The sequence below is a fragment of the Phaeobacter sp. B1627 genome, from assembly GCF_006265095.1.
Taxonomy (GTDB): Bacteria; Pseudomonadota; Alphaproteobacteria; order Rhodobacterales; family Rhodobacteraceae; genus Epibacterium.
Genome location: NZ_VCNK01000023.1, coordinates 20,635 through 37,744, shown reverse-complemented (window position 1 = coordinate 37,744; position 17,110 = coordinate 20,635). Strand labels below are relative to the sequence as shown.

The window sequence follows — 17,110 nt, the reverse complement described above, 5'->3', positions numbered from 1 at the left end:
AGAGGGGGAAAGGACATGACAAACGTTGCGTTCCTGGGGCTAGGTGTGATGGGCTATCCGATGGCAGCACATCTGCAAAAAGCAGGTCACAGCGTCACGGTTTACAACCGCACGACCGCAAAGGCAGAGGCCTGGGTCGCCGAGCATGGCGGATCTTTGGCGACAACACCGAAAGAGGCGGCCAATGGTGCCGACTTTGTGATGTCCTGCGTTGGAAATGACGACGATCTCAGGTCTGTGTGTCTCGGCTCCGACGGGGCTTTTGTCGGCATGTCCGCAGGGGCCACCTTTGTCGATCACACGACGGTGTCCGCCAAGGTTACCAAAGAGCTGTATCTTGCCGCAAAGGAACAGAATATCGGCTTTGTTGATGCGCCGATTTCAGGCGGGCAGGCCGGAGCCGAGAATGGTGTGCTATCCATCATGTGTGGTGGCGACTCGGAGGTTTTCGATGCGGCTGTTCCCATCATGGAGGCCTATTCGCGGATTTGTCGGCGTATTGGCGAAAGCGGTGCCGGCCAGATGACCAAGATGTGCAACCAGATTGCCATCGCAGGCGTTGTTCAGGGGCTGAGTGAGGCGCTGCATTTCGCGGAAAAGGCCGGGTTGGACGGGCGTTCGGTCGTCGAGGTGATCAGCCAGGGCGCCGCAGGCAGCTGGCAGATGTCCAATCGCTATCAGACCATGTTGGATGACCATTTTGAACACGGGTTTGCCGTCGACTGGATGCGCAAGGATCTGGGCATTTGTCTGGATACCGCAGATGATATCGAAGCGAGCCTGCCGCTCACTGCACTGGTCGATCAATTCTACAAAGACGTACAAAAGCTGGGTGGCGGCCGCTGGGATACGTCTGCTCTGATCAAACGATTGCGTTCCATGGGCTGACGTCCCGAGGGATAAAATAACAAAGCCTCCCACATGAGGGGAGGCTTTTATCATATTGACCTGAAATGTCTAAATTGGATCAGGGGATGATGCGGGTGTATTTTGCCCCCTCAAGGGTTGCCCCGACCCGGAGTCCCGCCTGGCCAAACACGGCGGCAATGACCGGCGCGGTCAGCGTGTTGGTATCGGCCGTAAGTGCGTTGCCCTCGTCGCGAACCACATATTCCAGATCCGCACCAGCAGTCCATCCGGAGGACCTGCGGAAGCGGGCCATCGCCTCATCCGTCATGAAGAACAGAACATGGGCGTATTGCTGGGCCCCGATTTGCAGCCCGGCATTGCCCTTGACGGAGGAATAATAATCGACAGTGGCGCCGTTGATCCGAAGCGCCCCCCGGCCATAGGCTCCGCCGAGAATAAACCCGGCTTCGGTTACCAGCGGGATAACCAGCATCCCCGAGGCCTTGGCAGCCAGATCCCGTGTTCCGGGGTAGGTATTGTACATCTGGTTCAACGTCGCATCGACGCGGGCGTCGATTTTGACGTCGTTGCTGTTGCCGATGCCGTTGCCACAGGCGGCTGTGACAGCCAGCATGGCGAGGCTCGTTGCGACAAAGGTACGACGGGTGATCCGGGAGTTATCTGCGCTCATTTTGTGAGAACCTGAAATTTGTTACGGCGCTTAATGCACCTTGTTAAGATGCACTATAGGCGGAAATGAGCAGGGTGTCATCTTGATCTGTGGCCCATTGGGCGGCATCTCGCCGTTCTGGTGCCGTGTGCGTCAAGGTCACCCCTCACGGTCATCCGTTCAGAAGGCGCGCGACCTGCGGGGCAAAATACGTCAGAACCCCGTCACATCCGGCGCGGCGAAAAGCCATCAGGCTTTCGAGCATGACCTGTTCGCCATTGATCCAGCCGTTCTGCGCCGCAGCCTGGATCATCGCGTATTCGCCGGAGACCTGATAGGCAAACGTCGGCACGCGGTACTCGCGTTTGACCTGGTGGCAGATGTCCAGATAGGCGAGCCCGGGTTTGACCATCACCATATCGGCGCCCTCCCGCAGATCGCGTGCGATCATGCGCAAGGCCTCGTCAGAGTTTCCCGGGTCCATCTGGTAGGTCTTCTTATCCCCCTTCAACGCTCCGGACGCGCCAACCGCATCACGGAACGGACCATAGAAACCCGAAGCGTATTTGGCGGAATAGGACAGGATCTTCACGTTGTGAAAGCCCCGGCCCTCCAGTGCGCTGCGCATTGCTCCGACACGTCCGTCCATCATATCCGAAGGGCCGATGATATCTGCCCCGGCTTCGGCTTGGGCAAGCGTCATTTTCACCAGCGCATCAACGGTTTCGTCATTCCTGATTTCCCCATCAATAACAAAGCCATCGTGGCCGTTTATATTGTAGGGGTCCAGCGCGACATCGGTCATGATCGCAAGGTCGGGCACCGCTGCCTTGATCCCTCGGATGGCGCGGTTGCACAGATTGTCAGGGTTCCAAGCTTCAGCGCAGTCTTCGGTCTTCAGAGAGGGGTCCGTGTAGGGAAACAGGCAGATTGCAGGGATACCGAGCGCATAGGCTTCTGTTGCTGCCTGGACCACCCGATCGACGGAGCGACGCAGGACGCCGGGCATGGACGGTACCGGCTCTTCCAGCCCTTCACCGTCGCGCACGAAGACCGGCCAGATCAGATCGTTGACGGAGAGCTCGGTCTCGCGCGTCAGATTGCGAATGGCGGCTGAACTGCGCAACCGGCGCGGACGTGCGGCGGGAAAAGGGGCGAGTGTGGAGGTCATCGTGATCTCTGCATTATTCCGATGACTATGGGTGACATGGAACTGCGGTGTTTCACAAGTGCCCCGACAGCGCATTTATGACGCAGGGGGCCTTGTGTCGCGCCGCGTGGCAATGGATACAGGGCTCTAAATCCCGCAGAGGCGGTGTATCGGGATCACTTGTCGAGGAATGGGCCGACCTTGGATCTGTTTAGTATAATCGTTGAATTGATCGATCTTCGGTCCTTTTCAAACCTGTGGTACTGGATCGCGCTGGCGGTCCTGTGGTCCTCGGCCAGCCATTGGGTGCTTGGGGTGCCGTTTGATATGGTGGGCAGAGCCTCCAGGGTGGGAGGTCAAGCGGCCGAGGACCTGCAGGATGCTGTGAGAATTCAAATCAACCGCATTCTGTATATATCTGATGTCGCGGGTTTATTCCTTGTGGCGCTGATGTTCTTTCTGCTCACGTCGCTGATCCTGCTGGGCTTTGTTCATGGCGTAGAATTTGCGCAGGCTGTGGTCCTGATGCTGTTGCCTATGAATATCGTGGGATTGATCAACCTGTCCGCCGCAAGAGCAATGCAGGCACGGCCGCATGGAAACGAAGACTTGCGTCGCCGCTTGGTCCGCACGAGGTTCTACATCCAACTTGTTGGAATCGTATCCATATTTGTAACCGCCATTTGGGGTATGTACCAAAATCTTTCGATCGGCGTTCTGGGCTGAGACGAAGGGCGAAAACGAACGAGGGGAAGGCCAGATGGCTCAGCAGTCCGTTGTCATGGGGGGCGCACCAGAAGGGTATGATGCACGCCTGATCTTGCGTGAGCTGGATCGGAGCAACGCGCCCGTCCTGCATATCGCGCGCGATGACAAACGTATGGAGGCCATGCGCGCCGCGCTGCGGTTCTTTGCGCCATCGGTGCCCGTCGTCATTTTTCCCGGCTGGGACTGCTTGCCCTATGACCGGGTGTCGCCGAATGCGGATATTTCCGCGGCGCGGATGGCGACGCTTGCCGGTTTGGTGCACGGAATGCCGCAGCAGTTTGTTCTCCTCACGACCCTCAATGCCGCTATGCAGCGCGTGCCGGCGCGAGAGGTCCTGAAAGAAGCAGCCTTCACAGCACGGGTGAATTCCAGGATCAATGAAGAAGCGCTTCGCAAGTTCTTGGTTCGAATGGGCTTTTCGCAAAGCCCGACAGTGATGGAGCCCGGCGATTATGCGGTGCGCGGAGGCATCATCGACATCTTTCCACCGGGCGAGAGTGGTCCCGTCCGATTGGATCTGTTCGGCGATGTTCTTGACGGGGCGCGCCGGTTTGATCCCTCGACCCAGCGCACGACCGAAAAGCTGGAACTGATCGAGCTTGCGCCGGTGTCAGAGGTCATTCTGGACGAAGCCGCGATCACCCGGTTCCGGCAGAACTACCGGATTGAATTTGGCGCGGCTGGAAATGACGATCCGCTCTATGAAGCAGTGAGTGCGGGGCGCAAGCATCAGGGCATGGAGCATTGGTTGCCGTTTTTCCACGAGCAGCTGGAGACGCTATTTGACTATATGCCGACCGCCGCGGTGACGTTGGATGATCAGCTCACGCCGGCCCGGATCGCACGCTGGGACAGCATCGCTGACCAATATGAAACCCGCAAGATCGCCATGAGTGCCAAGGGGCGAATGGATACGGTCTATAAGCCGACCCCGCCACAACGTTTGTACCTCGATGATGCGGCATGGACGGATCGGATCAAGCCGCACCGCACATTGCAGTTCCATCCGCTGCCACAGGCCTCCGGGCCCGGTGTTGTTGATGCAGGCGGGCGGATCGGGCGCAATTTTTCTCCTGAACGACAACTGGAAAGTGTCAGCCTTTTCGGCGCGTTGGTCGATCATATTAAATCCCGTATGGAGAAGGGCCCGGTTCTCGTGGCGTCCTATTCCGAGGGCGCCCGGGAGCGGTTGACGGGGTTGATTGAAGACGAGGGGCTGGCAGAAGCGATCCCCGTTGCTGATGTGACGCGCGTCGGACGGTCGGGACTACATTTGGCGGTCTGGGCATTGGAGCACGGTTTCGAAGCGCCGGACATGACCGTTATTTCCGAGCAGGACGTGTTGGGGGATCGCCTGATACGGTCGCCCAAAAAACGTAGGAAAGCCGAGAACTTCCTGACCGAAGCTCAATCTCTGAGCGCTGGAAATCTGGTGGTTCACGTGGATCACGGTATTGGTCGCTATGTCGGGCTTGAGGTGGTCACGGCGGCGGGCGCTGCGCATGAATGCCTGTTGTTGGAATATGCCGAGCAGGCAAAATTGTATTTGCCGGTGGAAAATATCGAATTGCTGTCCAAATACGGCCACGATGAGGGCTTGCTGGACAGGCTGGGCGGTGGAGCCTGGCAGGCCAAGAAAGCGCGCCTGAAAGAGCGCATTCGCGAAATGGCAGACCGGCTGATCCGTATTGCAGCAGAGCGGGCCCTGCGCAAGGCGCCGGCAATAGATCCGCCCGCGCATGCCTGGGAGGAATTCTCCGCGCGCTTCCCCTATCAGGAGACGGACGATCAGCTGCGCGCGATTGAAGACGTGATGGCGGACCTGAACTCGGGGCAGCCGATGGACCGGCTGATTTGTGGCGATGTGGGGTTTGGAAAAACCGAGGTTGCGATGCGCGCAGCCTTTGTGGCGGCGATGTCCGGACTGCAGGTTGCTATTGTCGCGCCGACGACCTTGCTGGCGCGGCAGCACGCGGCTGGCTTTAAAGACCGTTTCCGAGGGTTTCCTCTGGAAGTCAGGCAGCTGTCCAGGTTTGTTTCACCAAAAGAAGCCAGTAAAACACGCGAGGGCCTGGCCAAGGGAACCGTCGACATCGTTGTCGGGACTCATGCGCTTCTGGCAAAGAACATCCGGTTCAAATCACTCGGGCTATTGATCATTGATGAGGAACAGCATTTCGGCGTCTCGCATAAGGAACGTCTGAAGCAGCTCCGGTCCGACATTCATGTCTTGACGCTGACCGCAACGCCGATCCCTCGGACGCTTCAACTTAGTCTCACAGGGGTCCGGGATCTTTCGATTATTGGCACTCCGCCAGTGGACCGCCTGGCAATCCGCACCTATGTCACAGAATTCGACGCAGTCACCATTCGGGAGGCCTTGCTGCGCGAGCACTACCGGGGCGGACAGAGCTTTTATGTGGTGCCGCGGATCTCTGATCTTCCCGAAATTGAGGGGTTCCTCAAAGAGCAGCTGCCGGAGCTGACATATGTGATAGCTCATGGCCAAATGGCCGCGGGTGAGCTCGATGACCGGATGAATGCCTTTTACGACGGCAAATACGATATCCTCCTGGCGACCACGATCGTTGAATCCGGCCTCGATATTCCGACCGCGAACACCATGGTTGTGCATCGCGCCGATATGTTCGGCCTGGCTCAGCTCTATCAGATCCGCGGGCGCGTGGGACGATCCAAGACCCGGGCCTATGCCTATCTGACCACCAAGCCACGTCAGCGTCTGACCGACACCGCCGAGAAGAGATTGCGGGTGCTTGGCTCGCTCGACACCCTCGGCGCGGGCTTTACACTCGCCTCGCAAGACCTTGATATCAGGGGCGCAGGCAATCTTCTGGGCGAAGAACAGTCCGGCCAGATGCGCGATGTCGGCTATGAGCTGTATCAATCCATGCTGGAAGAGGCGATCGCAAAGATCAAGTCCGGTGAGGTTGAGGGCCTGATTGAGCATGACGACCAATGGGCGCCGCAGATCAATTTGGGCGTGCCGGTTCTTATCCCGGAGACCTACGTGCCGGATCTCGACGTACGCCTGGGTCTCTATCGCCGGTTGTCGTCCCTCGCCTCCAAGGTTGAGATGGAAGGCTTCGCGGCCGAATTGATCGATCGTTTTGGAACTTTGCCGAGGGAGGTCAATACCTTGATGCTCGTTGTTCGGATCAAGGCGATGTGCAAGAAAGCTGGAATTGCCAAATTGGACGGTGGCCCGAAGGGCGCAACCATTCAGTTCCACAATGACAAGTTTGCCTCCCCGCAAGGCCTCGTGGAGTTCATTCAGGCGCAGGATGGCCTCGCCAAGGTGAAGGACAATAAGATTGTCGTGCGGCGGGATTGGAAAAAGGACAGCGACAAGATCAAAGGCGCCTTTGCCATCGCCCGGGATCTGGCGGAAAAAGTCGTTGCCGCGAAAAAGAAAAAGAAGGATCACAGCGGTCGTTGACAAGACATGAGCCACTCACGGTATCCGCGAGTGGCTCATATTTTCAGTGCGTTATGGCGTGATCTCTACACAACTGCGGTCATTTCCTCGACCCTGGCCATCCGTAGCATCGTTAAAAAGGCAAGGATCGCGGTGCACAGAACGCCGCCAACCATTGGCAGAATGGTTCCATCGAACAACAGGCCGACGGGGGCAGCAATGAATGCGGCCGCCACGGTAGAGATGGCGCCCATTACAGACGCTGCCATGCCGGCGATATGTCCCATCGGCTCCATCGCGATGGCGTTCAGGTTGCCAAGGGTCAGGCCGACCATGAAGAACACACTCGTTTGCCATGCAACAAAGATATAGAAATCAGCGGGTTCACTCAGGTTGATGAAGGTTGTGAGGAACATCACTACACTGACCAGAATCTGAATCCCAAGTGCCCATGTGACCATGCGGCGCATCCCAACACGACCCACGAGGGAGGCGTTTAGAAAACTTGCGGATCCCGCCAGCAGCGCGACGGCCATAAACCACACGGGGAAGGTCTCGGCACGGTCGAAAACCACGTCGTACACGGGTTGCACCATAACGATCATGGTGAACAGCATTGCCATGCAGAAGGTCTGGGCCAAAATCGAAAGGCGAACCGTTGGGTGGTGGATCATTTCGCTGAGGGCCGAAAGCAACGTCGGTAAGCGGAACGGCCGACGGTTTTCCGGTTTCAGAGGTTCATCCAGACGGAGCGCCATCCATAGAACGGTGATAAGTGAGAACAGGGCGAATGCGGCGAAGATCCCGCGCCAGTCTGACAGAGCGATGATGCCAGTTCCGAGCAGCGGCGCGAAGGCAGGTACGAGGGTAAAGATCATCATCGCCAACGACATGATGCGCGCCATATCGCGTCCAACATAGAGGTCACGCACAATAGCAATCGCCACGACACGCGGAGCCGCCGCACCCAATCCCATCAAAACACGTGAAATAAGAATGGTTTCCAGGGATTGGCTAAAGTAGCTTGCCAGAGCGCCAAGACAATACAGCGCCGAGCCGACGAAGATCACTGGTTTGCGTCCAAACGCGTCGGACAGCGGTCCGGTAAAGAAGGTACCGACCCCCATGCCAACGACAAAGGATGTGACGATGAGTTGGGCGCTGTTTATATCATTCGGACTAAGAGTTGCGCCGATTTCCGGAAGGGCTGGCAACATCGCATCGATGGAAAATGCGATTGTGGCAAACATCATCGCGATCATTGCGATGAATTCACCCTGCGACAGCGCCGATTTGCGTTGTTCTATCATGTGTAAACCTCTCCCGGCGACTTGAACGGGGGCGGACATCGCTCCGGGTTCGGCCACCGGCCCGACGGCGCTAACATGAAATTCGAAATCCGAAAAGTGCTTCAAATGTTAAACGAGCGCACATACCTATGTGCAGGCCTGGACAAGATGTCGCCACTTCATTGGGCGACATCTAAATATGTACATTATTTTAATGTGTTAGGCGCGTATCTTCGGCATCCTCATTGGCGCTTTGGTCGGATCGGAGCTGTGAACGAATATCAGCTATGATCTGAGCCCATAGCTCGGGCGGTTGGGCACCGGGAATGACATGCTGGTTGGCGACAATGAAGGTCGGAACAGACGTCACGCCCATCTTGCGGGAATGGGCATCCCGGTCCTGAATATCCTGCCGATCGCTGTCGCCGCTGAGGAGCCTTTCGATAACCGCTCGATCCATGCCGGCCTTGTCCGCGACATCGGCAAGCACGCTGTGGTCGCCGATATCCTTTCCCTCGACAAAATAGGCCTGAAACAGCGCATCCACCACCGGCGATTGTTTCGCTTCCAGTCCGGCCCAGTGAATGAGGCGATGGGCATCTGTGGTGTTTGGGGTCCGCTTCATGGCTTCGAAATCGATTGGAACGCCGGATTTTTCCGCATGCTCCGCGATCTGAGCATAGACGCGTACCGCGTTGTCTTTGCCACCAAATTTGGTTTCAAGATAGGTACGCCGATCCATCCCTGCGGCAGGCATGTCGGGATTGAGCTGGAATGGGTGCCATTCCACCACGAAGGGCAGTTCGCCTTCTTCGGCCAAGGCCCGATCTAGCAGCGTCTTTCCGATATAGCACCACGGGCAGATCGGATCGGAAAGGATATCGAGTTTTACCAATGGCAGGGTCTCGGTCATAGCGATCTATCTCTTTTTGATTTCCGTGAGCTATGTACGCGTCTCACTCACATTGTGCAAAAGCTTGCCGACCGGTTTCGGTCACGTCTTCGCGACCGTTTGCGAAACCTGATTAGAGGTACCGCGCAGCGGGTATTTGGGCAAGTCTGCGTTGCAAGAAAGACCATGTGGACATATAGGACGTTCATGGAAGAACGCGACCCGAAGAAACTGATCTCCATTGCGCATGCCAATGGCGAGGAGCGCACGCCGGAACCTTTGGACCTCGGTGCCAGGGTGCGGGATTTGCGCAAACAGCGTGACTGGACGCTGGAGCATGCGGCCAATCAGGCGGGACTGGCCCGGTCGACGCTGTCGAAAATTGAGAACGGCCAGATGTCGCCCACCTATGAAGCGTTGAAGAAGCTCGCGGTTGGCCTGCAGATATCGGTGCCGCAACTGTTCACCCCGCCGCAGCGTGAGCAAGTCAACGGTCGCATGATCGTGACCAAATTTGGCGAAGGGTCCGCCCATGCCACGGCAACCTATGAACACGAACTGCTCGCCGATGGGCTGACCCGCAAAAACATGTTGCCGTACCGAGCGCGCGTTCGGGCGCGTGCGCTTGACGAATTTGACGGCTGGGTGCGTCACGATGGGGAAGAGTTTCTATATGTTCTGACTGGTGTCGTCAGGCTCTATACTGAATTCTACGAACCCGTTGAGATGCGGCGCGGAGACAGTGCCTATTATGACGGCGCGATGGGCCATAACGTAGTGTCCTGCAGTCCTGACGATGCGACCATTCTATGGGTCACGTCTCTCGTGTAAGGACTTGCCGCAAATTAGATTTTCCGGATCGATGTGCTACGCAATTTCAGCGCGCAGACTTTCCATATAGAGGAAATCGCGCATTTCTTCACCGGCTTCGGTCAGGGAGATGCCCTGAGCTCTTGCCAAGGCTGCGATGAAGGCATCGCGCTGCGACACGGGACATAGATTCTTATCGACCACGATACCGGGGAAGCGCTGCCGAAGCCGGGGCAGGCTCGTCGTCAGGTCAAATTCGGGCGAATTCTGCATCGAGATCCTCACTCAGTGAGATACAATCCGAACTATTGAAGTGCAATGTAGCAAGAAACGCCAAAACTGTCAGCGTTTCTTGACATAATTGCAATGCCCGATCGGATGCCTCTTGCCGACCAGATCCGAAGATGCTGCAGCGTCAATATGCTCAGAGAGACGGCGCTAGCTCTGAAATTCTTGTTTGCCATAGGGTTAGTAGAACAACTTCACCGTGCCGGGGCCTTGCTGTGACACGATATTCCTGTGCAGACACGGCCATTTTATGATAGGGGCAATCCGTCTTCATTCGCCTGAACTCCACCAGACCTCTGGCATGTAGTGGATGCCATCGCCGTATATCGGAACCCGGGGCGCGAATCGCATGGTCGCATCATGCGCGATACGGCTCTTGGCGTACTGCCAGATCGGAATCACATAGCGCCCAGACGTCAGCGCCCGGTCCAGCGCCTGCGCAGCTGCGATGAACTCCTCCGAAGAGGACGTCTTCAGCATGTGGAGTATCATCGCTTCCGCTGCGGGACTGTTCATACCCATCAGGTTTCGCGATCCGGGCATGTCGGCACCTGAGGCGCCCCAATACAGCATCTGCTCGTTTCCGGGGCTGAGGGAGAGGGCGCGCCGAAAGAACGTCAGGTCGAAATCGTAGACGTTCTGACGTTCAACATATTGCGCCCCATCGACCAGATCCGTGGTCAGTTTGATGCCGAGGCGTTCCAGCGACGTGGCGTAGATGTCGACGGCTTTCTGCATCTCTTCTTCGCCGAGGTTTCCGTGTTGAAGGAGGACCTGCAATTCCAGGGCCTGTCCCTCGGCATTCTGCAGAACTCCGTCCTGGATGGTCCATCCGGCATCAGAGAGCAGTTTCCGGGCTGTGCGAAGATTGGCCCGATTGCGCTCAGTCCCATCGCTGACGGGGAGGGTATAGCCCTCCAGGGCGCCGGGCAGAAGCGTGTCCCGGAACGGCTCCAGAAGCTCTGCAACCCGCCCGGTGGCGGGGCCGTCGTTCATGGCGAGGTAGGAATTGGAGAAATACGAGGTGATCCGGGGCAATCGGCCGCCAGTCAGCGTGTCGTTGATGAATTCAAAGTTAAACGCCTCAATCAACGCCTGACGGACACGCCAGTCGTTCAGGGGCGGGCGCCTGGTGTTCATGACCAAGCCGGTCATCCCTGACGGAGTTTGATTTGGAATTTCAGTCTTGATGACCGCAGCGTTTTGCACACGTGCAAAATCGTAATCGCTATCCCATTTGGCAGCGTTGAATTCACGCACGGCGGACAGGTCTCCGGCTTTGAACGCTTCGAACAGAACCGTCTGGTCCCCGAAGTATTCCAGACGCAATTTATCGAAATTGTTGGTGCCTTTGCGCAGTGGCAAGTCACGCCCCCAATAGTCGGGATTTCGTGACAATGTGACCGAGCGACCCAGCTCGAAGTCGCTGACCACATAGGGGGCGGTTCCGACCGGCGCATTGTCCGGGTCCGTGTCCCATTGCTGTTTCTTCAGGATCGGGCGCAATCCGGCGATCAATGCCAGCTCCCGATCCTCCGTGTTGAAGGTCATGCGCACGCGGCGCGGCCCGGTCTGTTCAATCCGCTCGATCTTGTTCCAAAAGCTGCGGTAGCGCAGGTTGCCCTCGGAGCCGAGCGTCTCATAGGACCAGATGACATCCTCTACTGTAACCGGGCTCCCATCAGAGAATCGGGCCTCAGTTCGGAGACTGAATTCCACCCATGATCGGTCATCCGGGGTCTCGATCGATTCGGCGAGCAGCCCGTAAAGGGAGAAAGGCTCGTCATATGACCGCCCCATCAGGCTCTCGTAGGCCCAGAACCGCAGCTGCCAAGGAGGGGTGCCTTTCTGCGTAAAGGGGTTGAGGGTGTCAAAGCTGCCCAGATTGCCAAACACCACCTGCCCACCTTTGGGGGCATCGGGGTTGACGTAGGGGAGGGACACGAAATCCTGTGGGAGCGCGGGTGCGCCATACATAGCTATGCCATGGGACGATTCTGCAGTCGCGAGACTCGCACCTGCAAGAAGGGTGATTCCACATGCCGCTGACCGGAGACGAGAGAAAAATAATGGTCTCATTTTGAGAACAATCCTGCGCTGCCCTTATTTTCATAAGCCCTGACGCTATCCGTGTGGAACAGACAATTCAAACTTTTAGCTTGGAGAGAGGCCGTAAATTGCTTATAACGGAGTCACTGCTCGATAGGTTTCTTGCCTGTATGAAACCTGCCTCAATAACTGACGCCCGCCTTGTGCGGGCGTTTTTTTTGCGGTTTTGATACGGTGGACTATTGCGTGCTCCGGGCCATCTGCTCCGCCCCAACCGCTCCGGATCGACGACACGCACTACCGGAACTTTCCCCACGATTGAACGTTTATTTTGCGGGTGCAGCATGCAAAACTGCCTCAAGCACGCGACCTCAGTATCCGAAGGGAAAAATCGATGACCATTTCAGGGAAAACCGCAGTTGTGACCGGCTCTAATTCTGGCATCGGCCTTGGCGTGGCCCGAGAGCTGGCGCGGGCGGGGGCGCGTGTTGTGCTGAATTCCTTCACGGACCGCGATGAAGATCACGCCATCGCCGCTGAGATGGCAAAGGAATTCGGCGTGGAGGTCCGCTATATTCAAGCTGACATGTCCAAGGCGGAAGAATGCAGGGGCCTCATCGAAAAGGCGGGCGCCTGCGACATCCTGGTCAACAATGCGGGTATTCAGCATGTTGCACCGATCGATCAGTTTCCGACGGACAAATGGGATGCAATCATTGCGATCAACCTCAGCTCGGCCTTCCATACGACGGCGGCCGCGCTGCCGATCATGCGCGCGGCAGGTTGGGGCAGGGTGGTGAATATTGCCTCTGCTCACGGGCTGACCGCATCGCCATACAAATCCGCTTATGTTGCCGCAAAACACGGGATTGTCGGCATGACCAAAGCAGTCGCGCTGGAAACCGCAGAAGAGCCGATTACCTGCAACGCGGTCTGCCCAGGCTATGTTCTCACCCCCCTGGTCGAAGCGCAAATCCCGGATACCATGGAAAAATACAATATGGGGCGGGACGAGGTGATCAAGAAGGTGATGCTGGAACGCCAGCCGTCCCGCGAATTTGCCACGGTAGAGCAACTGGGAGGCACGGTGAATTTCCTGTGTTCCGATGCCGCGGCGCAGATTACCGGAACCACTATCAGCGTCGATGGCGGTTGGACCGCTCTTTGATCATATGTGTCAGTTTCAAGGGCGGGATCCTCCGGCTTTGTCAGCCCCGACAGGAGAAACCAAATGGTAAAGAGCGTAAATCTGGCCTTGCAAGGGGGCGGGGCGCACGGAGCCTTTACCTGGGGTGTGCTTGACCGTCTGCTGGAGGATGAGACGCTTGAGATTGCAGCCATAACGGGGACGTCGGCGGGCGCGTTGAACGGGGCGGCCTTCAAGGCGGGCATGGCGCGGGATGGCCGGTCCGGAGCAAAAGAGTCATTGGACACGCTCTGGGCGCAGATGGGGGCTGTCGGTGATTTGCGCATGGCAAACTGGATTGCGGGCTTCGATGCCGGGCCACTGCTGCATGTCCTGAAAATGGCCGCCCCGTTCTCACCGCTGGAAGCGATGAGCCAGGCGATCTCGCCCTATTCCTATGGACCGTTTTACCGAAACCCGCTGCGACAGGTGGTTGATCGGTTTGATTTTGACGAGGTTTGCGCCGACACCGGTCCGGAGCTGTATATTTGCGCAACATCCGTGCAGACTGGCAAAGTGCGGGTATTCTCGGGAACGGATGTTTCCACCGACGCCATCCTCGCCTCCGCCTGCCTGCCCAATCTCTTTCAAGCCATAGAGATCCCTGATCCCGAAACGGGCGCACGGGAGGCCTATTGGGACGGAGGCTACACCGGGAATCCGGCCTTGTTCCCGTTGTTTCGCAGTGATTTGCCGGATGATCTGATCGTGGTGAACATCAATCCGCTGGTGCGGGACGACGTGCCGAAAACAGCCCATGACATCCAGAACCGGGTGAATGAGATCAGCTTCAATTCGTCGCTGTTGCGCGAGCTCCGGGCGATTTCCTTTGTGCAACGGCTGTTGGCGGAGGGCGCTCTGGAGCAGGGGCGCATGAAACGGGCGCTTGTTCACATGATTGCAGATGACGCGCTGATGACGCGGCTGTCCGTGACCACGAAACTGATCCCGATCCCGGAGGTTTTGCATATGCTCAAGGATGCGGGCCGCGAGGCCGCCGATACGTTCCTGGACCGTCACCACGGCGATCTTGGGGTGAACCAGACCGCCGATCTGGCAGCCATGTTCAGCTGAACATCAGGATCGGTTACTTCGCCTTCTTGTCGTCGAGGGCCACCGTCGGGTCTTTGCCATTCGGGTAGACGAGCCCGGCGGAAATGACCAGTTTTGCGGCGTCTTCGACGCTCATATCCAGCTCCACAACGTCTTCTTCGGGAAAATACAGCAAGAACCCAGATGTCGGGTTTGGCGTCGTGGGCACGAAGACGCTGATCAGGCGGCCACTGGTTTCCGCGTGATTGACGATCTCGCCCTTGGCAACGGTTGATATGAAACCGATCGCCCAAATGCCACGACGTGGGTATTGTACCAGGCACGCGGTTTCAAAACTGCGTTCTGATTGTGCGAATACCGTCTCGGAGATCTGCTTGATACCGGAATAGATGGAGCGAACGACGGGCATCCGGTCCACTAGCCGTTCACCATACCCAATCAGGGACCGGCCAATGATGCCTTTTGCAATCCATCCCACGATGATCGTGAACAGAAGGAAAATAATCAGGCCGACGCCGCGCAGATTGATGCCGATATATTGTTCCGGCTGGATGGTGTGGGGCACCAAAGGCAACACGACACCATCGATCCAACCCATCACGGTCCAGAGCAGCCAGATCGTCAGGCCCACCGGCGCGATCACCACGATGCCGGTCAAAAAAGACGATCTTAGGCGGGCAAAAAGCCCGGGGCGGCGTGCTGGCACAAGAGGGTCATCAAAGGGTGTGTTCATATTCTGCTGTCTGATTGGGTCGGGTGCAAGGTATGTACTGATGTCTCCCGCCACAATGGATTTGCGGGATCATTACTAAGATTGTCTCAAAGAGCGGCCAATTCTTTGGCGATCTCGGCCGCGAGGCGGGCGTTGTTGCGAACCAGTGCGATATTGGCGATCAGGGACTGCCCGTCCGTCAGTTCAAAAATACGCTGCAACAGGAAGGGCGTAACCTCTTTGCCTGAAATGCCCCGTGCGTCTGCCTCGCTTTGTGCCTGGGCAATGATCGGTGCCAGAATCTCTGCTGCAATCTGCTCATCCTCGGGAATTGGGTTCGCCACAAGCTGGCCACCCGGAATATCCATCTGACGACGCAGCATATGAGCCTGCGCGATCCTTGCGGCCGTATCCATCCGCAGCGGCGCCATCAGATCCGAGGTGGCCGACCAGAAGGCAGGAAAGCTGTCCTGACCATATGCGATCACCGGCACCCCTTGCGTTTCAAGCACTTCCAGGGTCTTCGGCACGTCGAGGATCGCCTTGGCGCCGGCGGCGACGACCGTGACCGGCGTCTGTGCCAACTCAAGCAGATCTGCAGAAATGTCAAAGCTGCTCTCGGCTCCTTTGTGAACGCCACCGATACCGCCGGTCGCGAAGACCTGAATACCGGCCAGCCGGGCTGCGATCATGGTTGCGGCAACCGTCGTCGCGCCGGTGCCTCCGGTCGCGATACAGGCGGCGAAATCCGCCCGCGACAGCTTTGCCACGCCTTCTGCCTTGCCCAGATCCTGCAGGGTGTCGGCTTCGAGGCCAACATGAAGCTTGCCGCCGATGACCGCCATAGTGGCAGGCGTCGCCCCGGCGGCGCGGATATCGTCCTCTACCTGCGCCGCAACCTCGACGTTCTGGGGATAGGGCATACCATGGGTGATGATGGTGCTTTCCAAAGCCACGACAGGCTTGCCCTGGCTGCGGGCAGATGCGACTTCGGCGGAATAGAGGATGTCAATCACAGGGGTGGTTCTCCGGATACGTAAGTTGCGGCAGCGCGCAGCGCAGAGGCGAGCGCGTGTTCGCGGTCCTCGCCTCTGGCTTCTGCTGCGATATGGGCTGCCATGAAAGTGTCGCCAGCGCCCGTCACCCGCGCCACGGTGACCCGGGGAGGCACTTGGGTGCATGCACCGCTTGCATCTGCTTCGGTTGCGGATTTCCCGCCGTCTGTCACAAGAACGCGGGCCGCGCCTCGGGCCAGCAAGGCCTCGGCCGCGGCGGCGCTTTCGTCGAACACATCCTGACAGAGCAGACCTGCCTCTTCGAGGTTCACATAGAGCGTTCCCCGCGCATGGCTCAGGAAAGGACGCAGTCGTTCCGCCTTGCCAGGGGAGGCTGGCGCCACGCGCAAGTCGGCGCGGGAAAAGGCCGGATGGGTGGCAATTTCATCGAGAAGCGCCAGCTTCAGGTTGCCGTCCAGCGCGATGGGACCCTCGAAGGGGGCTTCATTGGTTCCGAGGGGACCGGTGACCAAGGGACGCAGGATTTTGTCTCCGGCCGCTTCGAGAGAATGCGCATCGGCAATCGCCGCTGTCAGACCATTTGCGCCCTCGACGGCCATGTAGCGATCGGTGGGCAGATCCTCGGACCTGTAGAGATGATCCGTGATCAGGCCGAGATGGCCGCAGGCCAGAACCAGTTCATCGCCTTCGGCATCCCTGCCAACAGCACTCAATACCGCGGGCTTCATCCCGAAGCGGGCCAGCGTCATGGCAATATTCATCGCCACGCCCCCGGGCAGCCGCGTAATCCGCCCCGGCATGTCAGCGCCGTGCTGCATATCTGAGGTGCAGCGGCCGATAATGTCCCAAAGGACGGAACCAACGCAGAGGATATCGGGGGTGGAGCGGGAAGCAGGCTGTGTCATGTCGTCCTCTTGCCGCCTTTCGCGCGGCCCCGCAAGC

The 17,110-nt window shown here is 57.9% G+C and carries 15 protein-coding genes; 6 read left to right on the top strand and 9 right to left on the bottom strand.

Annotated features, from left to right (window positions below; all coding sequences use genetic code 11):
* Positions 1-15: 15 nt before the first annotated feature.
* Entirely contained in the window at positions 16-888 is an 873-nt protein-coding gene (locus FGE21_RS13480; protein WP_139663824.1) for an NAD(P)-dependent oxidoreductase, read from the top strand.
* Positions 889-967: 79 nt separating this feature from the next.
* Here FGE21_RS13480 and FGE21_RS13475 read toward each other — a convergent pair whose 3' ends face one another.
* A complete protein-coding gene (locus tag FGE21_RS13475; protein ID WP_139663823.1) occupies positions 968-1,540 on the bottom strand; it encodes a YSC84-related protein in 573 nt (190 codons plus the stop codon).
* A gap of 151 nt (positions 1,541-1,691) precedes the next feature.
* Entirely contained in the window at positions 1,692-2,690 is a 999-nt protein-coding gene (hemB, locus tag FGE21_RS13470; protein WP_139663822.1) for a porphobilinogen synthase, read from the bottom strand.
* 180 nt (positions 2,691-2,870) lie between these two features.
* On the opposite strand from hemB, the gene FGE21_RS13465 reads away from it, so the two are divergent.
* Together FGE21_RS13465 and mfd are read left to right on the top strand one after the other, a co-directional pair.
* The gene (locus FGE21_RS13465) at positions 2,871-3,395 is read left to right on the top strand and encodes a component of SufBCD complex (protein WP_139663821.1); all 525 of its coding nucleotides are present in this window, start codon (positions 2,871-2,873) and stop codon (positions 3,393-3,395) included.
* Positions 3,396-3,429: 34 nt separating this feature from the next.
* Positions 3,430-6,894 carry a transcription-repair coupling factor gene (gene mfd, locus FGE21_RS13460; RefSeq protein ID WP_139663820.1) on the top strand — a complete coding sequence of 1,155 codons (3,465 nt, stop codon included), beginning with the start codon at positions 3,430-3,432 and terminating at the stop codon, positions 6,892-6,894.
* A 65-nt stretch (positions 6,895-6,959) separates the two neighbouring features.
* Here mfd and FGE21_RS13455 read toward each other — a convergent pair whose 3' ends face one another.
* Positions 6,960-8,183 (bottom strand): multidrug effflux MFS transporter, encoded by a 1,224-nt coding sequence (locus tag FGE21_RS13455; RefSeq protein ID WP_139663819.1) that lies wholly within the window; start codon positions 8,181-8,183, stop codon positions 6,960-6,962.
* A 190-nt stretch (positions 8,184-8,373) separates the two neighbouring features.
* Positions 8,374-9,075: a DsbA family oxidoreductase gene (locus FGE21_RS13450; RefSeq protein ID WP_139663818.1), complete on the bottom strand. Its 702-nt coding sequence runs from the start codon at positions 9,073-9,075 to the stop codon at positions 8,374-8,376.
* 186 nt (positions 9,076-9,261) lie between these two features.
* On the opposite strand from FGE21_RS13450, the gene FGE21_RS13445 reads away from it, so the two are divergent.
* Entirely contained in the window at positions 9,262-9,885 is a 624-nt protein-coding gene (locus FGE21_RS13445; protein ID WP_139663817.1) for a helix-turn-helix domain-containing protein, read from the top strand.
* Positions 9,886-9,921: 36 nt separating this feature from the next.
* On the opposite strand, the gene FGE21_RS13440 is transcribed toward FGE21_RS13445, so the two are convergent.
* Positions 9,922-10,137 carry a hypothetical protein gene (locus FGE21_RS13440; RefSeq protein WP_139663816.1) on the bottom strand — a complete coding sequence of 72 codons (216 nt, stop codon included), beginning with the start codon at positions 10,135-10,137 and terminating at the stop codon, positions 9,922-9,924.
* 285 nt (positions 10,138-10,422) lie between these two features.
* Positions 10,423-12,231: an extracellular solute-binding protein gene (locus FGE21_RS13435; protein WP_139663815.1), complete on the bottom strand. Its 1,809-nt coding sequence runs from the start codon at positions 12,229-12,231 to the stop codon at positions 10,423-10,425.
* Positions 12,232-12,595: 364 nt separating this feature from the next.
* Here FGE21_RS13435 and FGE21_RS13430 point away from each other — a divergent pair, with 364 nt between their 5' ends.
* Both FGE21_RS13430 and FGE21_RS13425 read left to right on the top strand, forming a co-directional pair.
* Positions 12,596-13,369: a 3-hydroxybutyrate dehydrogenase gene (locus tag FGE21_RS13430; RefSeq protein WP_139663814.1), complete on the top strand. Its 774-nt coding sequence runs from the start codon at positions 12,596-12,598 to the stop codon at positions 13,367-13,369.
* Positions 13,370-13,432: 63 nt separating this feature from the next.
* On the top strand, positions 13,433-14,461 hold the full coding sequence (locus FGE21_RS13425) for a patatin-like phospholipase family protein (protein ID WP_139663813.1): 1,029 nt from the start codon (positions 13,433-13,435) through the stop codon (positions 14,459-14,461).
* 13 nt (positions 14,462-14,474) lie between these two features.
* On the opposite strand, the gene FGE21_RS13420 is transcribed toward FGE21_RS13425, so the two are convergent.
* The 3 genes from FGE21_RS13420 to FGE21_RS13410 form a co-directional block, all read right to left on the bottom strand.
* Positions 14,475-15,173, bottom strand: a complete 699-nt coding sequence (locus tag FGE21_RS13420) for a DUF502 domain-containing protein (protein WP_139663898.1) — start codon at positions 15,171-15,173, stop codon at positions 14,475-14,477.
* Positions 15,174-15,259: 86 nt separating this feature from the next.
* Positions 15,260-16,168 (bottom strand): pseudouridine-5'-phosphate glycosidase, encoded by a 909-nt coding sequence (locus FGE21_RS13415; protein WP_139663812.1) that lies wholly within the window; start codon positions 16,166-16,168, stop codon positions 15,260-15,262.
* Complete coding sequence (locus FGE21_RS13410) at positions 16,165-17,073, bottom strand: PfkB family carbohydrate kinase (RefSeq protein WP_139663811.1); 909 nt, start codon at positions 17,071-17,073, stop codon at positions 16,165-16,167. The genes FGE21_RS13415 and FGE21_RS13410 overlap by 4 nt, the downstream gene beginning before the upstream one ends.
* Between the last annotated feature and the right edge of the window lie 37 nt (positions 17,074-17,110).